12 protein-coding genes are annotated in these 16,623 nt (G+C 70.2%); 6 read left to right on the forward strand and 6 right to left on the reverse strand.

Features of this window, described 5'->3' with window-relative positions:
* Positions 1–161 precede the first annotated feature (161 nt).
* The 3 genes from ACIOVG_RS02125 to ACIOVG_RS02135 are packed head-to-tail and all read left to right on the forward strand — an operon-like array spanning position 162 to position 4,140.
* A complete protein-coding gene (locus ACIOVG_RS02125) occupies positions 162–1,616 on the forward strand; it encodes an APC family permease (protein ID WP_400868579.1) in 1,455 nt (484 codons plus the stop codon).
* A gap of 39 nt (positions 1,617–1,655) precedes the next feature.
* Positions 1,656–2,495 carry a molybdenum cofactor biosynthesis F family protein gene (locus ACIOVG_RS02130; protein WP_400868581.1) on the forward strand — a complete coding sequence of 280 codons (840 nt, stop codon included), beginning with the start codon at positions 1,656–1,658 and terminating at the stop codon, positions 2,493–2,495.
* A 1-nt stretch (position 2,496) separates the two neighbouring features.
* Positions 2,497–4,140, forward strand: a complete 1,644-nt coding sequence (locus tag ACIOVG_RS02135) for an amidohydrolase (protein WP_400868583.1) — start codon at positions 2,497–2,499, stop codon at positions 4,138–4,140.
* 106 nt (positions 4,141–4,246) lie between these two features.
* Here ACIOVG_RS02135 and ACIOVG_RS02140 read toward each other — a convergent pair whose 3' ends face one another.
* The 4 genes from ACIOVG_RS02140 to ACIOVG_RS02155 all read right to left on the reverse strand — a co-directional run bounded on the left by ACIOVG_RS02140 (position 4,247) and on the right by ACIOVG_RS02155 (position 9,768).
* Positions 4,247–5,710, reverse strand: coding sequence for a GMC family oxidoreductase (locus ACIOVG_RS02140; RefSeq protein ID WP_400868585.1), 1,464 nt, complete (start codon positions 5,708–5,710; stop codon positions 4,247–4,249).
* A gap of 3 nt (positions 5,711–5,713) precedes the next feature.
* The gene (locus tag ACIOVG_RS02145) at positions 5,714–7,153 is read right to left on the reverse strand and encodes an aldehyde dehydrogenase family protein (protein ID WP_400868587.1); all 1,440 of its coding nucleotides are present in this window, start codon (positions 7,151–7,153) and stop codon (positions 5,714–5,716) included.
* Positions 7,154–7,361: 208 nt separating this feature from the next.
* Positions 7,362–8,990, reverse strand: coding sequence for a DUF222 domain-containing protein (locus ACIOVG_RS02150; protein WP_400868589.1), 1,629 nt, complete (start codon positions 8,988–8,990; stop codon positions 7,362–7,364).
* 340 nt (positions 8,991–9,330) lie between these two features.
* Positions 9,331–9,768, reverse strand: coding sequence for an Lrp/AsnC family transcriptional regulator (locus ACIOVG_RS02155; protein ID WP_363552291.1), 438 nt, complete (start codon positions 9,766–9,768; stop codon positions 9,331–9,333).
* 152 nt (positions 9,769–9,920) lie between these two features.
* Here ACIOVG_RS02155 and pdhA point away from each other — a divergent pair, with 152 nt between their 5' ends.
* From pdhA to ACIOVG_RS02170, 3 genes are read left to right on the forward strand one after another with little or no spacing between them, the layout of a single operon-like run.
* Positions 9,921–11,045, forward strand: coding sequence for a pyruvate dehydrogenase (acetyl-transferring) E1 component subunit alpha (gene pdhA / locus ACIOVG_RS02160; protein ID WP_400868592.1), 1,125 nt, complete (start codon positions 9,921–9,923; stop codon positions 11,043–11,045).
* On the forward strand, positions 11,042–12,073 hold the full coding sequence (locus ACIOVG_RS02165) for an alpha-ketoacid dehydrogenase subunit beta (RefSeq protein WP_400868594.1): 1,032 nt from the start codon (positions 11,042–11,044) through the stop codon (positions 12,071–12,073). Before pdhA ends, ACIOVG_RS02165 begins: the two co-directional genes overlap by 4 nt.
* Positions 12,070–13,464, forward strand: a complete 1,395-nt coding sequence (locus tag ACIOVG_RS02170) for a dihydrolipoamide acetyltransferase family protein (protein ID WP_400868596.1) — start codon at positions 12,070–12,072, stop codon at positions 13,462–13,464. Before ACIOVG_RS02165 ends, ACIOVG_RS02170 begins: the two co-directional genes overlap by 4 nt.
* Before the next feature lie 21 nt (positions 13,465–13,485).
* Here ACIOVG_RS02170 and ACIOVG_RS02175 read toward each other — a convergent pair whose 3' ends face one another.
* Both ACIOVG_RS02175 and ptsP read right to left on the reverse strand, forming a co-directional pair.
* Complete coding sequence (locus ACIOVG_RS02175) at positions 13,486–14,766, reverse strand: hypothetical protein (protein WP_400868598.1); 1,281 nt, start codon at positions 14,764–14,766, stop codon at positions 13,486–13,488.
* Positions 14,767–14,952: 186 nt separating this feature from the next.
* Complete coding sequence (gene ptsP, locus ACIOVG_RS02180; protein WP_400872662.1) at positions 14,953–16,623, reverse strand: phosphoenolpyruvate--protein phosphotransferase; 1,671 nt, start codon at positions 16,621–16,623, stop codon at positions 14,953–14,955.

Here is a 16,623-nt window from a genome sequence, read left to right on the forward strand (position 1 = left end):
ACCGCGCCGGACCGGTGTGTGCGGGCTGTGCACGCTGACACCATCGTCTTTCGCTCAGGGTCAAGCGCGGGCGCCGTCGCGCGAGCAGACTCGCTCTATCGACGATCCCCCTCGTCGTCGATGCCGTGCACGCACGGCCGTCACCGAGCAAAGGAGCCGACGTGGCAGACCCGACATCTGCGTCCACGACGCAGACCCACACATCCCTCCGACCGGGCGCCCTCGGCGTCGCCGGCATCGTCTTCCTCGTGCTGGCGGCGGTCGCACCGTTGACGGGCATCGTCGTCGTCGCCTCGCTGGCGATCGCGCTCGGCAACGGCGGCGGCACTCCGATGTCGTTCTTCCTGGTCGCGGCGATCCTGCTGCTGTTCGCGGTCGGCTACGCGCAGATGTCGAAGCAGCTGGTGAATGCCGGAGGGTTCTACGCCTTCGTCGTGGAGGGCCTCGGCCGTACCGGCGGACTGATCGCCGGGCTCATCGCCACGCTCGGCTACAACTTCTTCGTGGTCGGCACGATCGGCACCAGCGGCTTCTTCATGCAGACGATCATCCGCGACCTCACCGGGCTCGACGTGCACTGGCTCGTCTGGGGTCTGCTCTCGATCGTCGTGTGCTTCGTGCTGGCCCGCGTCGGCGTCGACTTCAGCTCGAAGGTGCTGGGCGTGTGCCTCGTGCTCGAGGTGCTCATGCTGGTGGTGTTCGACGTCTCGGTGTTGGTGCAGACGGGCTACGACCTGGGGGCGTTCAGTCCCGAGGCCGTGTTCTCTGGCTCTCTCCCCATCGGGCTGCTGCTCGCGGCGACCGGTTTCCTGGGCTTCGAGGCGACCGCGCTGTTCAGCGAGGAGGCCAAGCAGCCGCTGCGCACGATCCCACGGGCGACGTACACCTCGATCATCGCTATCGGCATCATCCTCGGTGTCACGACCTGGGCTGTGGTGAGCGCGACCGGCGTCGCGCAGGCGCAGGCGACCGCGCTCGAGCATCTGCCGACGGGCGACTTGATCTTCACGCTCTCGCAGCAGTACCTGGGCGGACCGCTCACGACGGTGATGATGGTGCTGCTCCTGGTGAGCCTGTTCGCCGCGATGCTGGCGTTCCACAACTCGGCCACCCGCTACCTCTACTCGCTCGGACGCGCGCGGATCCTGCCGCAGGCCCTCGCCCGCACCCGATCGAACGGCGCCCCGCAGCTCGCGGGCATCGTGCAGGCGTCCTTCGCCGGCGTCGTCGCGATCATCTTCGCGATCGCCGGGGCCGACCCGATCGTGACCCTCGTACCCGCCATGCTCGGCTTCGGCACCCTGAGTGTGCTGATCCTGCAGGGACTGGCGGCCATCTCGATCGTGGTCTACTTCCGCCGTGCCCGTGACCCACGCTGGTGGAGCACGTTCATCGCTCCGGGCATCGGCTTCCTCGGCATCGCCGCGATCTCGGTGCTCGCGATCGTGAACTTCAACATCGTCGCCGGCTCGGAGGAGCTCGCGATCCGCCTGATGCCGCTGTTGCTCGTGCTCGCCGTCATCGGCGGCATCGTCTACGGCGTCTACCTGAAGCGCGCGAAGCCTGCCGTGTACGAAGGCCTCTCCTCCGACCTGGAGCAGTTCAGCAACCGCTGACGCTCCCCCGCATCCGCCCCTCCGAGAGAAGGAACACGCATGACCACGCTGAACCCCGCCGACACGTCCACCTGGCTCCCGCTCGAGGGTCTCGCCCCCGGCTTCGACGCGAACAAGGCACCGCACAGCACCGCGCTCAGCGGGCGCGAGATCGCGGTCATCGATGCCAGAGGCACTCGGATCGTGCACCGCTTCTCCGACACCACGGTCGCGTGGGAGTACCAGCCCGGTGCCGAGGACCCGACGGCGGCCGCCGCCGACACCGACGACTACGAGGCCTTCGAGGTCGACGACGAGCTGTACTTCGTGCAGTTCCACCACCGCTACCTGCCGAACGAGGCCGTCTCGCTCGTGGTCGATCTGCGTCAGGGTCGGGCACTGGCGATCATCTCGATCATCCTGCCCAGCCCCGAGAAGGGCCGCACTCGTGTGCAGCACGTCTTCGCGCCGAGCGTGATCGAGGGTGCCGAGGTGTCCGGTGCGGAAGCGGCGCCCACCACGACGCTCATCGGCCGACGCGTCGAGTGGGTCTACAGCACCGAACACGCCTACGAGCACGTGTACCTGTCTCCGCGCTGGTACTCCTGGCAGTGCCTTGCCGGGCCGGAGCGCGGCCTGGCCGACACCGATGAGAACAGCGTGTGGGAGGTGCGCCCCGGCATCTACATCTTCGCGTGGCGCGAGAAGGTCATCCCGTGCGCTTCGGTGACGATCGCCGACCACCGCGACGTCAATGCGATCCGCTCGCACGGCGTGCTGTTCGGGCTCGACGAGACCGGTGAGGTGCCCACGCACTTCACGTTCGGCGCGCACGGGCGACTGCTCTCGACGACCCTGCACACCCCGGAGCTCGAACCGGCCGCGTTCGGAGACGCCTGAGATGACGGAGGCCGCCGACCTCATCGTGACCGGTGCCGTGGTCCGCACCGCGGATCGCGCGAACCCGGTCGTCGAGGCATTTGCGGTGCGCGACGGGAGGATCCTCGCCCTCGGCAGCCACGCCGACATCGAGCGCTTCCGCGGACGACGCACCAGGATGCTCGAGGTCGGCGGCGCCGCCGTCTATCCCGGCTTCGTCGACGTGCACAACCACCACGCGCTCGCCGGTCGCACCGATCTGTTCGAGCTCTCGCTGCCGCAATCGCTCCCGATCGACGAGATCCTCGACCGCGTGCGCGAGAAGGCAGCCGAGCTGCCGGAGGACGCCTGGATCGTCGGCGGCGCCGTGCCGACCACCCTGCTGCCGGCTCTCGCGAACACGGCCTCCCGACTGCGGTTGGATGAGGCCGCAGGAGGGCGCCCCGTCGTGCTGGTCGAGGACTCGCGCCACAACCGCTGGGCGAACACCCGGGCCCTGCAGCTGGCGGGCATCACCGCCGACAGCATCCCCGCTTCCGGCGTGACGATGATCGACCCCGACGACGGCACCCCGACCGGCGTGCTGCTCGAAGCGGCCGGCATCCCGGTGCAGGAGGCCTACGACCGCAGCGGCGGACTCACCTCTGCACAGCATGCCGCCGCCTCCCGCCGGGGCGTCGAGCTACTGAACTCCTTCGGCATCACCACGTTCCAGGACGCCGGGGTCTCGATCGAGATCCTGCAGGCGCTGGCCGACCTCGACCGCGCCGACGAGCTCCACGCGTGGGTCGTCTCCTCGCTGCTGATCAACGACGAGATCTTCGGGTTCGACCCGATCGGCGAGCCGCTGATCGCGCGCGGCGAGGAGTTCCGCACCACGCACCACCGCCCGGACTTCGTGAAGATCTTCCTCGACGGGGTGCCGCCGGCGCGGACCGCGTCGTTCCTGGAGCCGTATCCGGCGGATGCCGCGCACGGCGCCCACTTCCACGGCGAGACGACCATGACCTTCGACGAGCTCGCCGGTTGGCTGCGCGCGGTCGCCGCTCGCGGTCTGGGCGCCAAGGTGCACTGCACCGGAGACGGGTCCGCCCGGCTCGTGCTCGACGTCGCCGAGGCACTGCGCGCGGAGGGCATCGCCACGCCGATCCAGATCGCGCACGGACAGTTCCTCGCCGATTCCGACATCCCCCGCCTGCACGCGCTCGACGTCTCCGCCGACATCTCGCCCTTCATCTGGTACCCCGGGGTCATCCCCCAGGCGCTGACCGATGTGCTGGGCGAACGCGCCGAGCACTCGCAGCCGAACCGGGCGTTGATCGACGCCGGCGCACTCGTCGCCGGCGGTTCCGACTGGCCGGTGAGCGAGTCGCCCAACACTCTCGAGGGCCTGCAAGGGCTGGTGACCAGGGCCGACCCGCTCGGTCGCGCGCCAGGTGTGCTGTGGCCGGAGCAGGCGATCACGGCACAGGAGGCACTCGAGGTCTTCACGATCAACGCTGCGACCGCCATGGGCCTCGGCGCCGAGACCGGCTCTCTGGCCGTGGGCAAGTCCGCGGACTTCGTGGTGCTCGCCCGTGACGCGATCGCCGGTCCCGCCGACGAGATCGTGCACACCGAGGTGCTCTCGACCTGGTTCGCCGGACGCGAGGTGTACACGCGCTGAGACTGCACCCTCGACGCAACGAAGAACCCCCGCCTGTTTCCAGACGGGGGTTGTTCCGTGCGCGGAGGCAGCGATCCGACGTGCGCGGGGATCAGCCCTCCAGCACTCAGCCCTCCAGCACGAACCGAGCGCCGCGCTCGCCGATCATCGCGGCCGGGGCGTTGGTGTTGCCGGTGGGAACCGTGGGGATGACGGAGGCGTCGATCACGCGCAATCCCTGGATGCCGTGCACCCGCAGCTGCGGGTCGACCACCGACTCCTCGTCGGTCCCCATGCGGCACGTGCCGACCTGGTGGTGGTACGTGATGGCGGTGCGGCGCACCCAGTCCTCGACATCCGCATCCGCGACGTCCGGGCCCGGATACACCTCGACCGCTCCCCACTCCTCCGCGAGGGCGGGGCGAGCGCCGATGCGCCGGCACTGGCGCACGGAGGCGGCGAGCGATGCCAGGTCGCGGTCGTCAGAGAGCGCGCCGAGGTCGATCTGCGGCGGGTCGGCGAGTCCGGGGCCGGACAGCGTCAGGGCGCCACGGCTGTGCGGCGTGACGAGCCCCGCCATAAGCGAGAAGCCGTCGTCGCCGCGCGGCTCCAGCTCACCCCACATCGGCACCGAGAACAGGATCGGCTGCGTGTCGGGCTCGGCGAAGTCGTCACGGCTGCGCCAGAACAGGTGCGTCTGCGTGACCGAGACACCCGGCTGCGGCGGACCGACCGGACGCTGCGTGGCGAAGATCACCGGCGACAGGAGGTGGTCGTGCAGGTTCTTCCCCACGCCGGGCGCATCCTGCACGACCGGGATGCCCAGCGCCTCGAGCTCGGCCGCGGGGCCGATGCCGGAGCGCAGCAGGATCACGGGGGTGCCGATCGCGCCCGCCGACAGGATGACCTCGTCGGCGCGCAACTCTTCCGCCTGCTCGCCCTCCCCCAGCCGCACGCCGACCGCACGACCGTCCTCGATGATCACGGAGTGCACCTCGCGGCCGGTGAGGATGGTCAGCCTGTCGGCGACGGGCTGTGCGTAGGTCGTCCAGGTGTTCGCCCTGCGGCCGTCGCGCATCGTCACCTGCTGCTGCGAGATGCCGTCGAGCGTGCCGCCGTTGTAGTTCGGATTGTGCGGCAGCCCCTCCTGCACGGCGGCGTCGATGATGGACGCCTGGATCGGCGAGAGCGGGTAGTCGTCGGTGACCGGCAGCAGGTCGTTCTCGATCACGGTGAACACCGGTTCGACCTCGGACCAGCCCCAGCCGGTCGCCCCGCTGCGCTCCCATCCGTCGTAGTCGGAGGCAGCGCCGCGCACCCAGATCATGGCGTTCAGCGCGTGCGATCCGCCCGTGACCTTGCCGCGAGGCAGATGCAGCCGACGCCCGGCCGCATGCTCCTGGGGCTCGGTGGAGAAGTCCCAGTCGTCGGCGGAGTGCCAGAGCTCTCCGGCGCGCGCCGGGTCGTGGATAGCCGGGTTCGTGTCGTACCCGCCCGCTTCGATGAGCGTGACATCGACGCCGGCATCCACCAGACGTCGGGCGACGATCGCCCCCGAAGTGCCGGCGCCGACGACGATGACGGAGCCCACCGGTCAGGCCTTCCGACCGGGGCCGGAGATGACCTGGGTGACCGCGACCGACTTGAGCCCCTCGACGCCGAACTCCAGACCGTAGCCCGAGCTCTTCACTCCGCCGAACGGCACCATCGGGTGCAGTCCGCCGTGCGAGTTGATCCACACCGTGCCGGACTGCATCCGCGATGCCGCGTCCCGTGCCACCGCGGGATCGCTCGACCACACCGAGGCGCCCAGGCCCACGTCAACCGCGTTGGCGAGCGCGAACGCCTCGTCGACATCGCTGTAGCGGATCACGGGAAGCGCGGGACCGAACTGCTCCTCCTGCACCAGGGCCGCGTCGTTGTCGATATCGGCGACGATCGTCGGACGGTAGAACAGCTCGCCGAGCTCGGGAGCAGCTTCGCCGCCGGTCGCGATGCGCGCACCGCGGCTCTTGGCGTCGTCGACCAGGCGGCTGACGATGTCGAACTGAGCGCGGTTCTGCAGCGGCCCCAGCACGTTGTCCTCGTCGAGCCCGTTGCCGATGGGAACGGATGCCGCGATCTCCGCGAGCGCGTCGACGACCTCGTCGTACACGGAGTCGTGCACGTAGAGGCGCTTGAGCGCGGCGCAGGTCTGACCCGTGTTGATGAAGGCTCCCCAGAACAGGTCCTGGGCGATGGCGGCGACATCGGTGCCGGGGAGCACGATGCCGGCGTCGTTGCCGCCCAGCTCCAGCGTCAGGCGGGCGAGGTTTCCGGCGGAGCTCTCGATGATGCGGCGCCCGGTGGCCGTCGATCCGGTGAACATGATCTTGTCGATGTCGGGGTGCGAGGCCAGGCGGGCACCGACTTCGCGGTCGCCCGAGACGCCGATGAGCACGTCGGCAGGCAGATGCTCGTTCATCACCGCGAGCAGTGCGAGCACGCTCAGCGGGGTGTACTCGCTGGGCTTCGCGACGACCGTGTTTCCCATGCGCAACGACGGCCCGATCTGCCAGATGGTGATCATGAGCGGCCAGTTCCACGGACCGATCGCGCCGACGACACCGGCGGCCTTGTAGACGAGTTCGGCGTGCAGGGTCTCGTCGTCGACGAGCACCTGGGGCTCCAGCACGGTGGCGGCATTGGTGCGCAGCCAGGCGGAGCAGGCACCGAGCTCGAAGCGCGCGTTGGGTCCGTTGAGCGGCTTGCCCTGTTCCCGCGAGAGCAGGTAGGCGAGACCCTCGGCATTCGCATCGATCGCGTCGGCGACCGCGAGCAGCAGCTCGATGCGCTTCTCGTGGCCGAGCGCCTCCCACGCGGGCTGCGCGGCCTTCGCGCGCGCGATGGCGTCGTCGAGCTCGGCGACCGAGTGCACCGGCGCGCGACCGATGACCTCTCGCGTCGCCGCATCCGGGATTTCACGTCCGGCGCCCTGCGGCGCCTGGATGCGGTCGAGCAGCGCAGCAGCTGCGGAGGCGGCGGATTCGGACATCGGGACTCTCCTTCGAGCGGGGTGCGGCCAGCATGACGAGACTGGTCGTCTTCTCATTCTCGATCGCCGCCTGCGACCCCACTTGTCGAGGAGTGCGCCGCAGATGTCCCAGTGCGAAAGGATGCTCCCGCGCACGGCGACTCACGGCCCGCGGTTGTCCGGACGCCGCGCTCCCCCAGGGTCTGAGGCGTGCCCACTCGCTGCACCCCTACCCTCTGAGCACGGTGGACTGCCGGGTCATACGCGTGAAGGTCGACGGGGGTCGTGGTCGCCGCCATCGTCGTGCGGGGTCCCACCAGGCGGGTCCGCGGACGGTGGGGAGACCGTTGTCCATGCGGATCTCCCACCCGGACGTGTCGAGGGTGCGGTGGTGATGCCAGCACAACGCGACACCGTTGTCGGTATGGGTCGGTCCGCCGCGGGCATGTTCCTGCACGTGGTGGATCTCGCACCACGAGCCGGGTACGTGGCATCCGGGGATGAGGCACTCTTTGTCGCGGAGGGTGATCGCTCGCCTCTGGTGGGTGGTGAAGATGCGGTCCGTGCTCCCGATGTCGACGATGCGGCCCTCGGGGTCGAACAACACCCGCTGGATGGTGCCCCCGCAGGCGGTGTGCCGGGCGGCGCCGATCGTGGTCGGGGTGTCGATCCCCTCCACACGCGCCCACCCACGCCCTGTCGCGTAATCCTCCGCCGTCACCGACACGATCAGCGTCGGCGCCGCCCCACCGAGCTTCGGCATCTCATCATGGCGGGCAGCGATCCCCAGCACCGCCGCCAGCGCGTCGTGCTGCTTCTGCGCCCGCGAGCGGGTGTCGACCTGCCCACCCGGATCCCCGGACGGCAACACGCCACCGGCACGATCCTCCCTGTCCTGCACGTCCAGAACCTCCCGTGCCTCCTGTGCCTCCCGTGCCTCCTGTGCCTCCCGTGCGTCCTGTGCGTCCTGTGCGTCCTGTGCGTCCGACGCACCCTGCCCGTTCCCGTCGTCGGATGGCTCGAACCGCACGCCTGGCAGGGGTGGTCCACCGGTTTTCGGGTTCAGGTACGCGTCCCAGATCCGTTGCAGCTGCCCCGCTGTTTCCGGCAGCAGGTCCCCGCGGATCGGGATCAGTCCGTTCTTCGCCCGACCCAGGATCACCCCACGGCCCCGCATCGCCGCTTCCTCCGCGGGCTCTGCGCCGTCCGGATCGAGGAACATCACGATCCGTTGCGCGAGGATCCGCAGGTCCTCCGGCGTCGCCGCCGGCCCGGCGTCCGGACCGTCTGCATCCGCATCCGACACGGCATCAGTATCGGCATCGGCATCGGCATCCGTCTCGGCATCCGCGAACCCGCGCGTCCACGCCGCCAGCTCCGCGTCGGCCCGTAGCCGGTCCGCCGCCCCGACGCGCCCGCGCGCCTGCTCGATCGGCCCGGTCGCCGCTAACAGTCCAGTGATCCCGATCACCCCGTCCACCAACGCCGCCCGCAACTGCGGCCACAGTGCCGGCGCCCAGCCCCCGGAGCTGATATCGACCTCACGGCGCACCAGCCGTGCGGCCTTGACCACCCGCCCCGCACCCGGCGCGTCCGTGGGCAGCACCCGCTGGAACAGCTCGCTCATGCTGCGGCACCCGAATTGTCCGCAGAACGCCGGATCTCCCGACCCCGCCGGTCGTGCGGGCACCGACGCCACCGTCTCCACGATCAGCGCTTCCGCCCGCCGCACCACATCACCCGCCGCGCGCAACAGATCCAGCTTCTCCGCATCCCACAACCCCGCCACCGTCCCCGCGCGCAGCAGCCCATCCAGGTCGCTCACGACCTCATCGAGCACATTCGCGGGGTGGTTCATACCCCTCATTCAACCCGGGGCCACCGACATTCCCGCCCCAGATTCACCCGAAAACAACCCAGGTCAGAGCAATATTCCAGAACACGATCCCGGCCCACTCACCCTCTACAGAAACCCCGAGGAGAGACCCTCCACACACGCCGCGACAAACGCTGAAGCATCCCGCGATCTCGTCCGCCGGGTGCACGACGTCCGCCCGAGTACACGACGTATCCGCAGCAACAACCCGTCCACTCGACAACAACCCGTCCACTCGACGACACCCCGTCCACTCGACAGCAACCCGTCCACTCGACAACAACCCGTCCACTCGACGACAACGCAGCAGCGCAGCGCGCCCTCACACCCGGGTGAAGTCCTCGAAGATCAGGATCGTGCGCGTCGAGCGGATCGACGGGATGGCCTGGATGTCCTCCAGCACGATGCGGCGGAGGTCACGGGCGTCGCTGGCGCGCACCAGCAGGATCACGTCGTAGTCCCCGCCGACCAACGCCATGTGCTCGATCTCCGGGATCGCCCGGAGCCGGGCGCTCACGTCCTGCCACGTCGCCTGTTCGATCGCCAGGGTCACATAGGCACTGGCGTGGTGACCGAGCAGCACGGGATCCGTGCGCACCGAGTACCCGGTGATGACCCCGGCATCGGTGAGCCTCTTGATGCGCGCATGGGCGCCGGCGCGCGAGATGTGCACGGCATCCGCGATCGCCGTCATCGAGGCGCGCGCATCGCGTCGCAGCTCCTCGAGGATCGCGTGGTCGACCTCATCCAGCACCGCCATGGGAACCCCTTCATTCCGTCACGGAAGTCTGACACTTCGACACTCGAATTGGCAATAACCAACCGTTCATCCAGTATTCCGCGCCATGTCTTGGACGACTGATGCGAAAGAGGCATGCTTGCCCCATCGAGTTCGGCAAGGAGGGCGAACGGATGCTGCACACTGATCTGCTCCCGCGAGACACCCCGGTGCGTCTGATCGACGAGCACGGCACCCCCGTCGCAGACGAGCACTACGCCCTGCCCGACACCGACACCCTGGTGCGCGCCTACCGCGGCCTGGTCGAAGGCCGCCGCATCAACGATCAGGCCGGGGCGCTCGTACGTCAGGGCCGCCTCGCGGTCTACCCCTCCTCGCACGGACAGGAGGCCTGCCAGGTGGGCGCCTCGATGGCGATCGCCGACGCCGACTGGCTGTTCCCGACCTACCGCGACTCGGTCGCCGTGATCGCCCGGGGCGTCGAGCCCGCCGATGCGCTGGTGCTCCTCAAGGGCGATTGGCACTCCGGCTACGACGTCCGAGCGCACCGCGTCGCCCCGCAGACCACCCCGCTCGCGACCCAGTTGCTGCACGCGGTCGGGTTCGCGCAGGCCGCGAAGCATCGTGGTGAGGACACGGTCGTGCTCGCGCTCTGCGGCGACGGCGCGACGAGCGAAGGCGATTTCCACGAGGCCCTGAACTTCGCGGCCGTGTTCCACGTGCCCGTCGTCTTCTTCGTGCAGAACAACGGGTTCGCGATCTCAGTGCCCCTCTCCCGACAGACGGCGGCACCGTCGCTGGCGCACAAGGCGATCGGCTACGGGATGCCGGGCAAGCGCGTCGACGGCAACGACGTCGCCGCGGTGCTGGCGGTGCTCAGCGAGGCCGTCGACCGTGCGCGTGCCGGCGGCGGGCCGTCGCTCGTCGAAGCGCACACCTACCGGATGCAGGCGCACACCAATGCCGATGACGACACGCGCTACCGCGAGCGCGACGAGGTCCAGGCCTGGGTGGCGCGGGATCCACTGCTGCGCCTGCGCACCTATCTCGACGCCATCGGCGCTCTCGACGACGACACCGAGGAGCAGTTCGCTGCGGGCGCCGAGACGATCGCCACCGCGATGCGCGCCGCTCTGAACACGGATACCGACCTCGACCCGGAAGACCTGTTCCGCTTCGTCACCACCACCCGCTCCCCGCAGCTCGAGGAACAGTGGGCTCTGCTGCGCGGAGAGATCGAACGTGGGCTGCCCGACGGCGCAGATCACTCCCCGACTCCGACCGGAGGCCACCGATGACCATCGCGCACGACGACATCCGCCTCGCCGACCGATCGGAGCGAGAGGTGGCCACCCTCAGCATGGCTGCGGCCCTGAACCTCGCCCTGGCCGATGCGATCGCAGCGGACCCCGACGTGGTGGTGTTCGGCGAGGACGTCGGCGCGCTCGGCGGGGTGTTCCGCATCACCGACGGTCTCACCGCGCGTTTCGGCGAGGACCGCTGCTTCGACACTCCCCTGGCGGAGTCCGGCATCGTCGGCACCGCCGTCGGCATGGCCATGAACGGCATGCGCCCCGTGGTCGAGCTGCAGTTCGACGCGTTCGCGCTCCCCGCCTTCGAGCAGGTCGTCAGTCATGTCGCCAAGCTCGGCAACCGCACACGGGGCGGGATGCGGATGCCGATGGTGATCCGCATCCCGTTCGGCGGAGGCATCGGCGGGGTCGAGCACCACTGCGACTCCTCCGAGGCCTACTATGCCCATACGCCGGGGCTCACGGTCGTCAGCCCGTCCACCCCACAGGATGCGTACTCGCTGCTGCGAGCGGCGATCGCCTCTCCCGACCCCGTGATCTTCCTGGAGCCGAAGAAGCTCTACTGGACCAAGGGCGAGGTCGACACCTCGATCACGGCCGAGCTCGGCTCAGCGCGCATCGCCCGCGAGGGCACGGATGTCACGCTGCTCGCCTACGGGTCCTCGGTACCGCTGGCGCTGGAGGTCGCCGAGGTCGCCGCCGCCGAAGGGCGCAGCGTGCAGGTCGTCGACGTGCGTTCGCTCTCCCCGTTCGACGACACGACCGTGACCGCAGCGGTGCGCTCCACGGGCCGCGCGGTCGTGATCGCCGAGGCCCCGGGCTACGTGAGCGTCGCGTCGGAGATCCAGGCGCGAGTGTTCGAGCGCTGCTTCGAGTACCTGGAGGCCCCGGTGCGCAGGGTCACCGGGTTCGACACCCCGTACGCGCCGCCGAAACTCGAGCACTGGTACCTGCCCGACGTCGACCGGGTACTCGACGCCATCGACACGCTGCACTGGGATGAGGACGCATGAGCGCGCCGAGCACCACCACCCACGTCTTCCGCCTGCCCGACCTCGGGGAAGGACTGACCGAGGCCGGTCTCGTGCAGTGGCTCGTGGCGGTCGGCGACACCATCACGACCGATCAGCCCATCGCCGAGGTCGAGACCGCCAAGAGCGTCGTCGAGCTGCCCTCACCCTTCGCCGGCACTGTGATGGCGCTGCACGGTGAGGCCGGCGACACGATCGACGTCGGCGCCCCCGTGCTCGAGGTGGCGGATGCCGCACCGATGCCTGTCCCTGCAACCGAGGTGGAGCACGAGGCGTACCGCGAGGAGGAGCGCGCCGGATCCGGCAACGTCCTGATCGGCTACGGCACCACCGAGCGCGCCTCGAAGGGACGCCGCCGCCGACCGGTCACCACGGCGATCAGCTCTCGCCCCGTCGCCCCGCCGTCGCCGATCGCGGACGCCCCGACGACGCCCGCCCCCGATCTCGCCCCGGGCTCGGACCGACGCCCCGTGGCCGTGCGGTCTCCTCTCGTGCGGCGCCTGGCGCGCGATCTCGGCCTCGACGTGCACCTGATCACCGCCACCGGAGCCGACGGCACCATCACTCGCGCCGACGTGCTGCAGGCAGCGGTCGACAATGCCGTCGACGGTGCTGCCGCTCATCAGCGCGACGCCGCCGCACGCCTCCTGCCTGCCTCCGACGACATGCTCGACGGCCTCCCCGTGCGCGCGAGAGAGCGGATGTCGCCGCTGCGGCGAGCCGTGAGCGCGAAGCTCAGCCGCAGCCGGAACGAGATCCCCGAGGCAACCGTCTGGGTCGACGTGGATGCCACCGAGCTGTGGAACGTCCGCGCGCAGATGGCACCGGTCGACGGCAGGCCCCCGTCGATCACGGCGCTGATCGCGCGCTTCGTGCTGATCGCCCTCGCCGACCACCCGGTGCTCGCCTCGCGCCTCAGCGAGGACGGCACGGAGCTCATCTCGTTCGACGGGGTCAATCTCGGCGTCGCCGCCGACACCGAGCGCGGGCTGATGGTGCCGGTCATCCCGCACGCACACGCCCTCACGATCGAGCAGCTCGACGCGAGCCTGCGCGAGCTCGCTGCGACCGCACGCTCGGGATCGATGCCCCCCGAACGGCTGCGCGGGTCGACCTTCACGCTCAACAACTACGGCGGACTCGGCGTCGACGGCTCCGCCGCCATCATCAATCACCCCGACGTGGCGATCCTCGGAATCGGCCGCATCATCGAACGCCCCTGGGTGGTCGATGGTGCGATCGTCGTCCGACGCATCGCGCAGCTCTCACTGGTGTTCGACCACCGGGTCTGCGACGGCGGTGACGCGGCAGGTTTCCTCCGCCGCGTCACCGAGCTCATCGAGCATCCGCTGCGCGCGTTCGGGCGGATCTGAGACGGTACCGGAGCCGCAGGGTCACCCGAAGACGAGCTCGCGACGCACCGTCGCATCTTCGACGGTGATCCCGACGACGACGGCGTCCGCCTCGGCGGCGTCGCGATCGGTGTGGAAACGGAACAGGTGTCCGTCACGAGTGGCGGTCTCGTAGGAGTAGTCGCCGGAGGACGCCATCCTGATCGAGGTGCCGCCGGGGAACGCCTCGATGGCCTGCGAGACCGGATCGCCGACCCGCACGTCGCCGCGCGCCGGGAGTGCAGCGCCGTCCTGTGGGGGCCCGTCGAGGGTGCGATCGGTGCCGACCGTGATGACGGAGACCGTCGTGCCGTCCTCCTCCGGAGTCGAGATCCACAACGACGCCGCTCCGTCAGCGCTCACGATCTTCCACGGCAGCCCGTCGTACTCCGGCTCGGTGACCTGCGCACCCGGAACCGCGTCGAGTGCGACGTCGATGGAGTCCCCGAGAAGGATCGGACCGACGCCGTCGACGGTGATGGCCCACTCGCTCCACGGCGCCGCGGCGTCCGTTGCGGGGACCTCCTCGGACGTGGGCGGGTTCGCCGTGAGCTGGTCGATCAGACTGGTGCGCGCCTGCTCCGCATGATCCCGGAGGAGGGTCGCCACCGCATCGGCGTCGGGGGCGGTTCCTCCTTCGAGCGGGCTCCAGAGGTTCACAAGGACGTTCCCGACCGATGCGAACCCGTGGAACATCTTCCCCCCGCCCTCGATCCCGCTGACGGACACCGTCCCTGCGAACGCACGCACGTCATCGGAGGGATCCGCGATGACGCCCTCGAATGTGGCTGGCCCGTTGTAGTCGAACGTCGCGCACTGTTCGGCGGCGTCGAGCAGCTGATCCATCCGGTTCTGCGCCTGCTCCTCATCCGCGAAGGCGAGTGCATGCACGAAGCCCGTGCGCGCGTCTGCGGCATCCGAGACCCGCCACGAGGCGGTGCGAGCACCGACACTCCACAGCGGCTGCCCGATGAAGAACGCGGCGCAGACGGCAGGCGCCGGCTCCGGCCCGCCGCCGTCGCCCAGCACGAGGGCTCCCGTGGGCGCGGTGATCTCCGTCGCCCCCGGGATCACCTGGGCGATCTCCTCCGACGTCGGCAGCAACAGCTCAAGTTCATCGCCGACGAACACCAGCGGACCGCTGTAGGCGACGGGCTCTGCCGTCGCCGAGGGCGACGGGGACGGTGAGGTCTGCGGTTCCGGGGCACAGGCCGAGAGCGCGAATGCCGTGGCGGCGATCATCGCGATGACCCCTGTTGCGCGGATGGATGTGGAACGTGGCATACGGAGCCCCCCGGCTTCTCTGTCCGCGCCCCATCGACGCGTGTGATTCACAGCTTAGGGGCGGGGGCCCGCTCTCAGCGCCCCGTTCGATGCGGCGATATCAGAACGATACCGATCACATGCCCCACGCGGCATACACAGGGGCCACGGGCGTCGCCCGGCGCCGAAGAGAGGACGCGCAGGGGGTCACGAGGAGCTGGATCCGCAGAGCGCGGCACCAGCCGCCGCGCGCGCCTCATCCGCTGTTCCCGCCGCGAGCACAGCTGTGGCCGCGCGCCGGCAGTCGTCGTCGGTCAGCACCGCCAGCGCCGCGGCCACCCGCCCCAGCGACCGCGCGGTCATCGACAGCGACGTGACGCCGAGCCCGACCAGCACGGGGGCGAGTGCCGGGTCTCCCCCGGCTTCTCCGCAGACGCCGACCGCCTTGCCCGCCGCCCTGCCCGCGTCGCCGACCATGCCGATCAGGCGGAGGACGGCCGGTTGCCAGGGGTCGTTCAGATCTCCCAGATCGCTGAGCAGTCGGTCAGCGGCGAGCGTGTACTGCGCCAGGTCGTTCGTGCCGAGGCTGACGAAGTCGACGACCTCGAAGAGCTCGGCGGCCAGCAGAGCGGCAGAGGGCGTCTCGATCATGATGCCCACGCGCGCGAGGCCGGCCGCACGGGCGCGCTCGGCGAATTCCGCCGCCTCCTCCACGGTCGCGACCATGGGCGCCATCACCTCGACCAGCGCCGATTCCTCCTCGGTCGCCTGAGCGAGCGCACGCAGCTGATCGTCGAGCAGCGCCGGGGAGCGTCGGGCGATACGCAGACCGCGCACGCCGAGTGCCGGGTTGTCCTCGTGTTCCGCGTTCGCGAACGGGAGGGGCTTGTCGCTGCCGGCGTCGAGCGTGCGGACGACGACCTTGCGACCGGGGAACGCCGCCAGCACGCCGCGGTAAGCAGCGACCTGCTCCTCGATGGTCGGGGCATCGGTCCGGTCGAGGAAGCAGAACTCGGTGCGGAACAGCCCGACCCCCTCGGCGTGCGCGGCCTCCGCGCTCACGGCATCCGCCGCCCCGCCGACGTTCGCGAGCAGCGCCACACGGCGACCATCCGCGAGCTCTCCCTCGCCGTCGAACGGCACGACGGTCGCCGCCGCGAGCGCCGCAGCGATGCCGGCCGCGGACGGGGCGACCTCGACCGTGCCCCGCTCGCCGTCGACGAGCACGACGGCCGCGTCGGCGATCGCCGTCGCGCGGGAGACGCCGACGATCGCCGGCAACCCGAGTGAGCGCGCGATGATCGCGGTGTGGGAGGTGGGACCGCCCTGCTCGGTGACGAGGGCGACGCACTGGCCGCCTTCCAGAGCAGCCGTGTCGGCCGGGGCGAGGTCCGCCGCCACCAGCACGAACGGCTCGTCGCTCTCGGGCACGCCCGGCATGTCGATCTCGAGGATCTCGGCGATGATGCGGTCGCGCACATCGCGGATGTCCGCGACACGCTCCGCCATCCGCCCGCCCAATGCGGCCAGGCTCTTCTCGTGTGCACCGGCCGTCTCCCAGACGGCCCTCGCCGCGCTCCGGCCCTTCGAGCGGACCAGTGCCGTCGCTTCCGACACCAGCTCCGGGTCCGAGGCCAGCAGGCGCGAGGCGTCGAGGATCGCCCGCGCCTCCCCGGTCGCCTGCGCGGTGCGGGATCGCAGCTGGTCGGCCACGGCCACGGCGGCCCATTCGATCGCCGAAGCCTCGGTCTCGCGCTCCTCCACCGGGATCGTCACGGCGGCGTCCGGCTCCGGCAGTGCAGGGGCGAGATGCCGCACCGGGGCGGCGACACTGCCCGGGCTCACACCGCGCCCATGGAGAACGGTTCCTGAGGCGAT

The organism is Microbacterium sp. NPDC087591 (assembly GCF_044743625.1).
Taxonomy (GTDB): domain Bacteria; phylum Actinomycetota; class Actinomycetes; order Actinomycetales; family Microbacteriaceae; genus Microbacterium.

Bases quoted from the DNA above. Each gene is read 5' to 3' on its own strand.
- ACIOVG_RS02130 (WP_400868581.1), top strand. From the start codon at position 1,656: ATGACCACGCTGAACCCCGCCGACACGTCCACCTGGCTCCCGCTCGAG.
- ACIOVG_RS02135 (WP_400868583.1), top strand. From the start codon at position 2,497: ATGACGGAGGCCGCCGACCTCATCGTGACCGGTGCCGTGGTCCGCACC.
- ACIOVG_RS02145 (WP_400868587.1), bottom strand. From the start codon at position 7,153: ATGTCCGAATCCGCCGCCTCCGCAGCTGCTGCGCTGCTCGACCGCATC.
- ACIOVG_RS02150 (WP_400868589.1), bottom strand. From the start codon at position 8,990: ATGAACCACCCCGCGAATGTGCTCGATGAGGTCGTGAGCGACCTGGAT.
- ACIOVG_RS02155 (WP_363552291.1), bottom strand. From the start codon at position 9,768: ATGGCGGTGCTGGATGAGGTCGACCACGCGATCCTCGAGGAGCTGCGA.
- pdhA (WP_400868592.1), top strand. From the start codon at position 9,921: ATGCTGCACACTGATCTGCTCCCGCGAGACACCCCGGTGCGTCTGATC.
- ACIOVG_RS02165 (WP_400868594.1), top strand. From the start codon at position 11,042: ATGACCATCGCGCACGACGACATCCGCCTCGCCGACCGATCGGAGCGA.
- ACIOVG_RS02170 (WP_400868596.1), top strand. From the start codon at position 12,070: ATGAGCGCGCCGAGCACCACCACCCACGTCTTCCGCCTGCCCGACCTC.
- ACIOVG_RS02175 (WP_400868598.1), bottom strand. From the start codon at position 14,766: ATGCCACGTTCCACATCCATCCGCGCAACAGGGGTCATCGCGATGATC.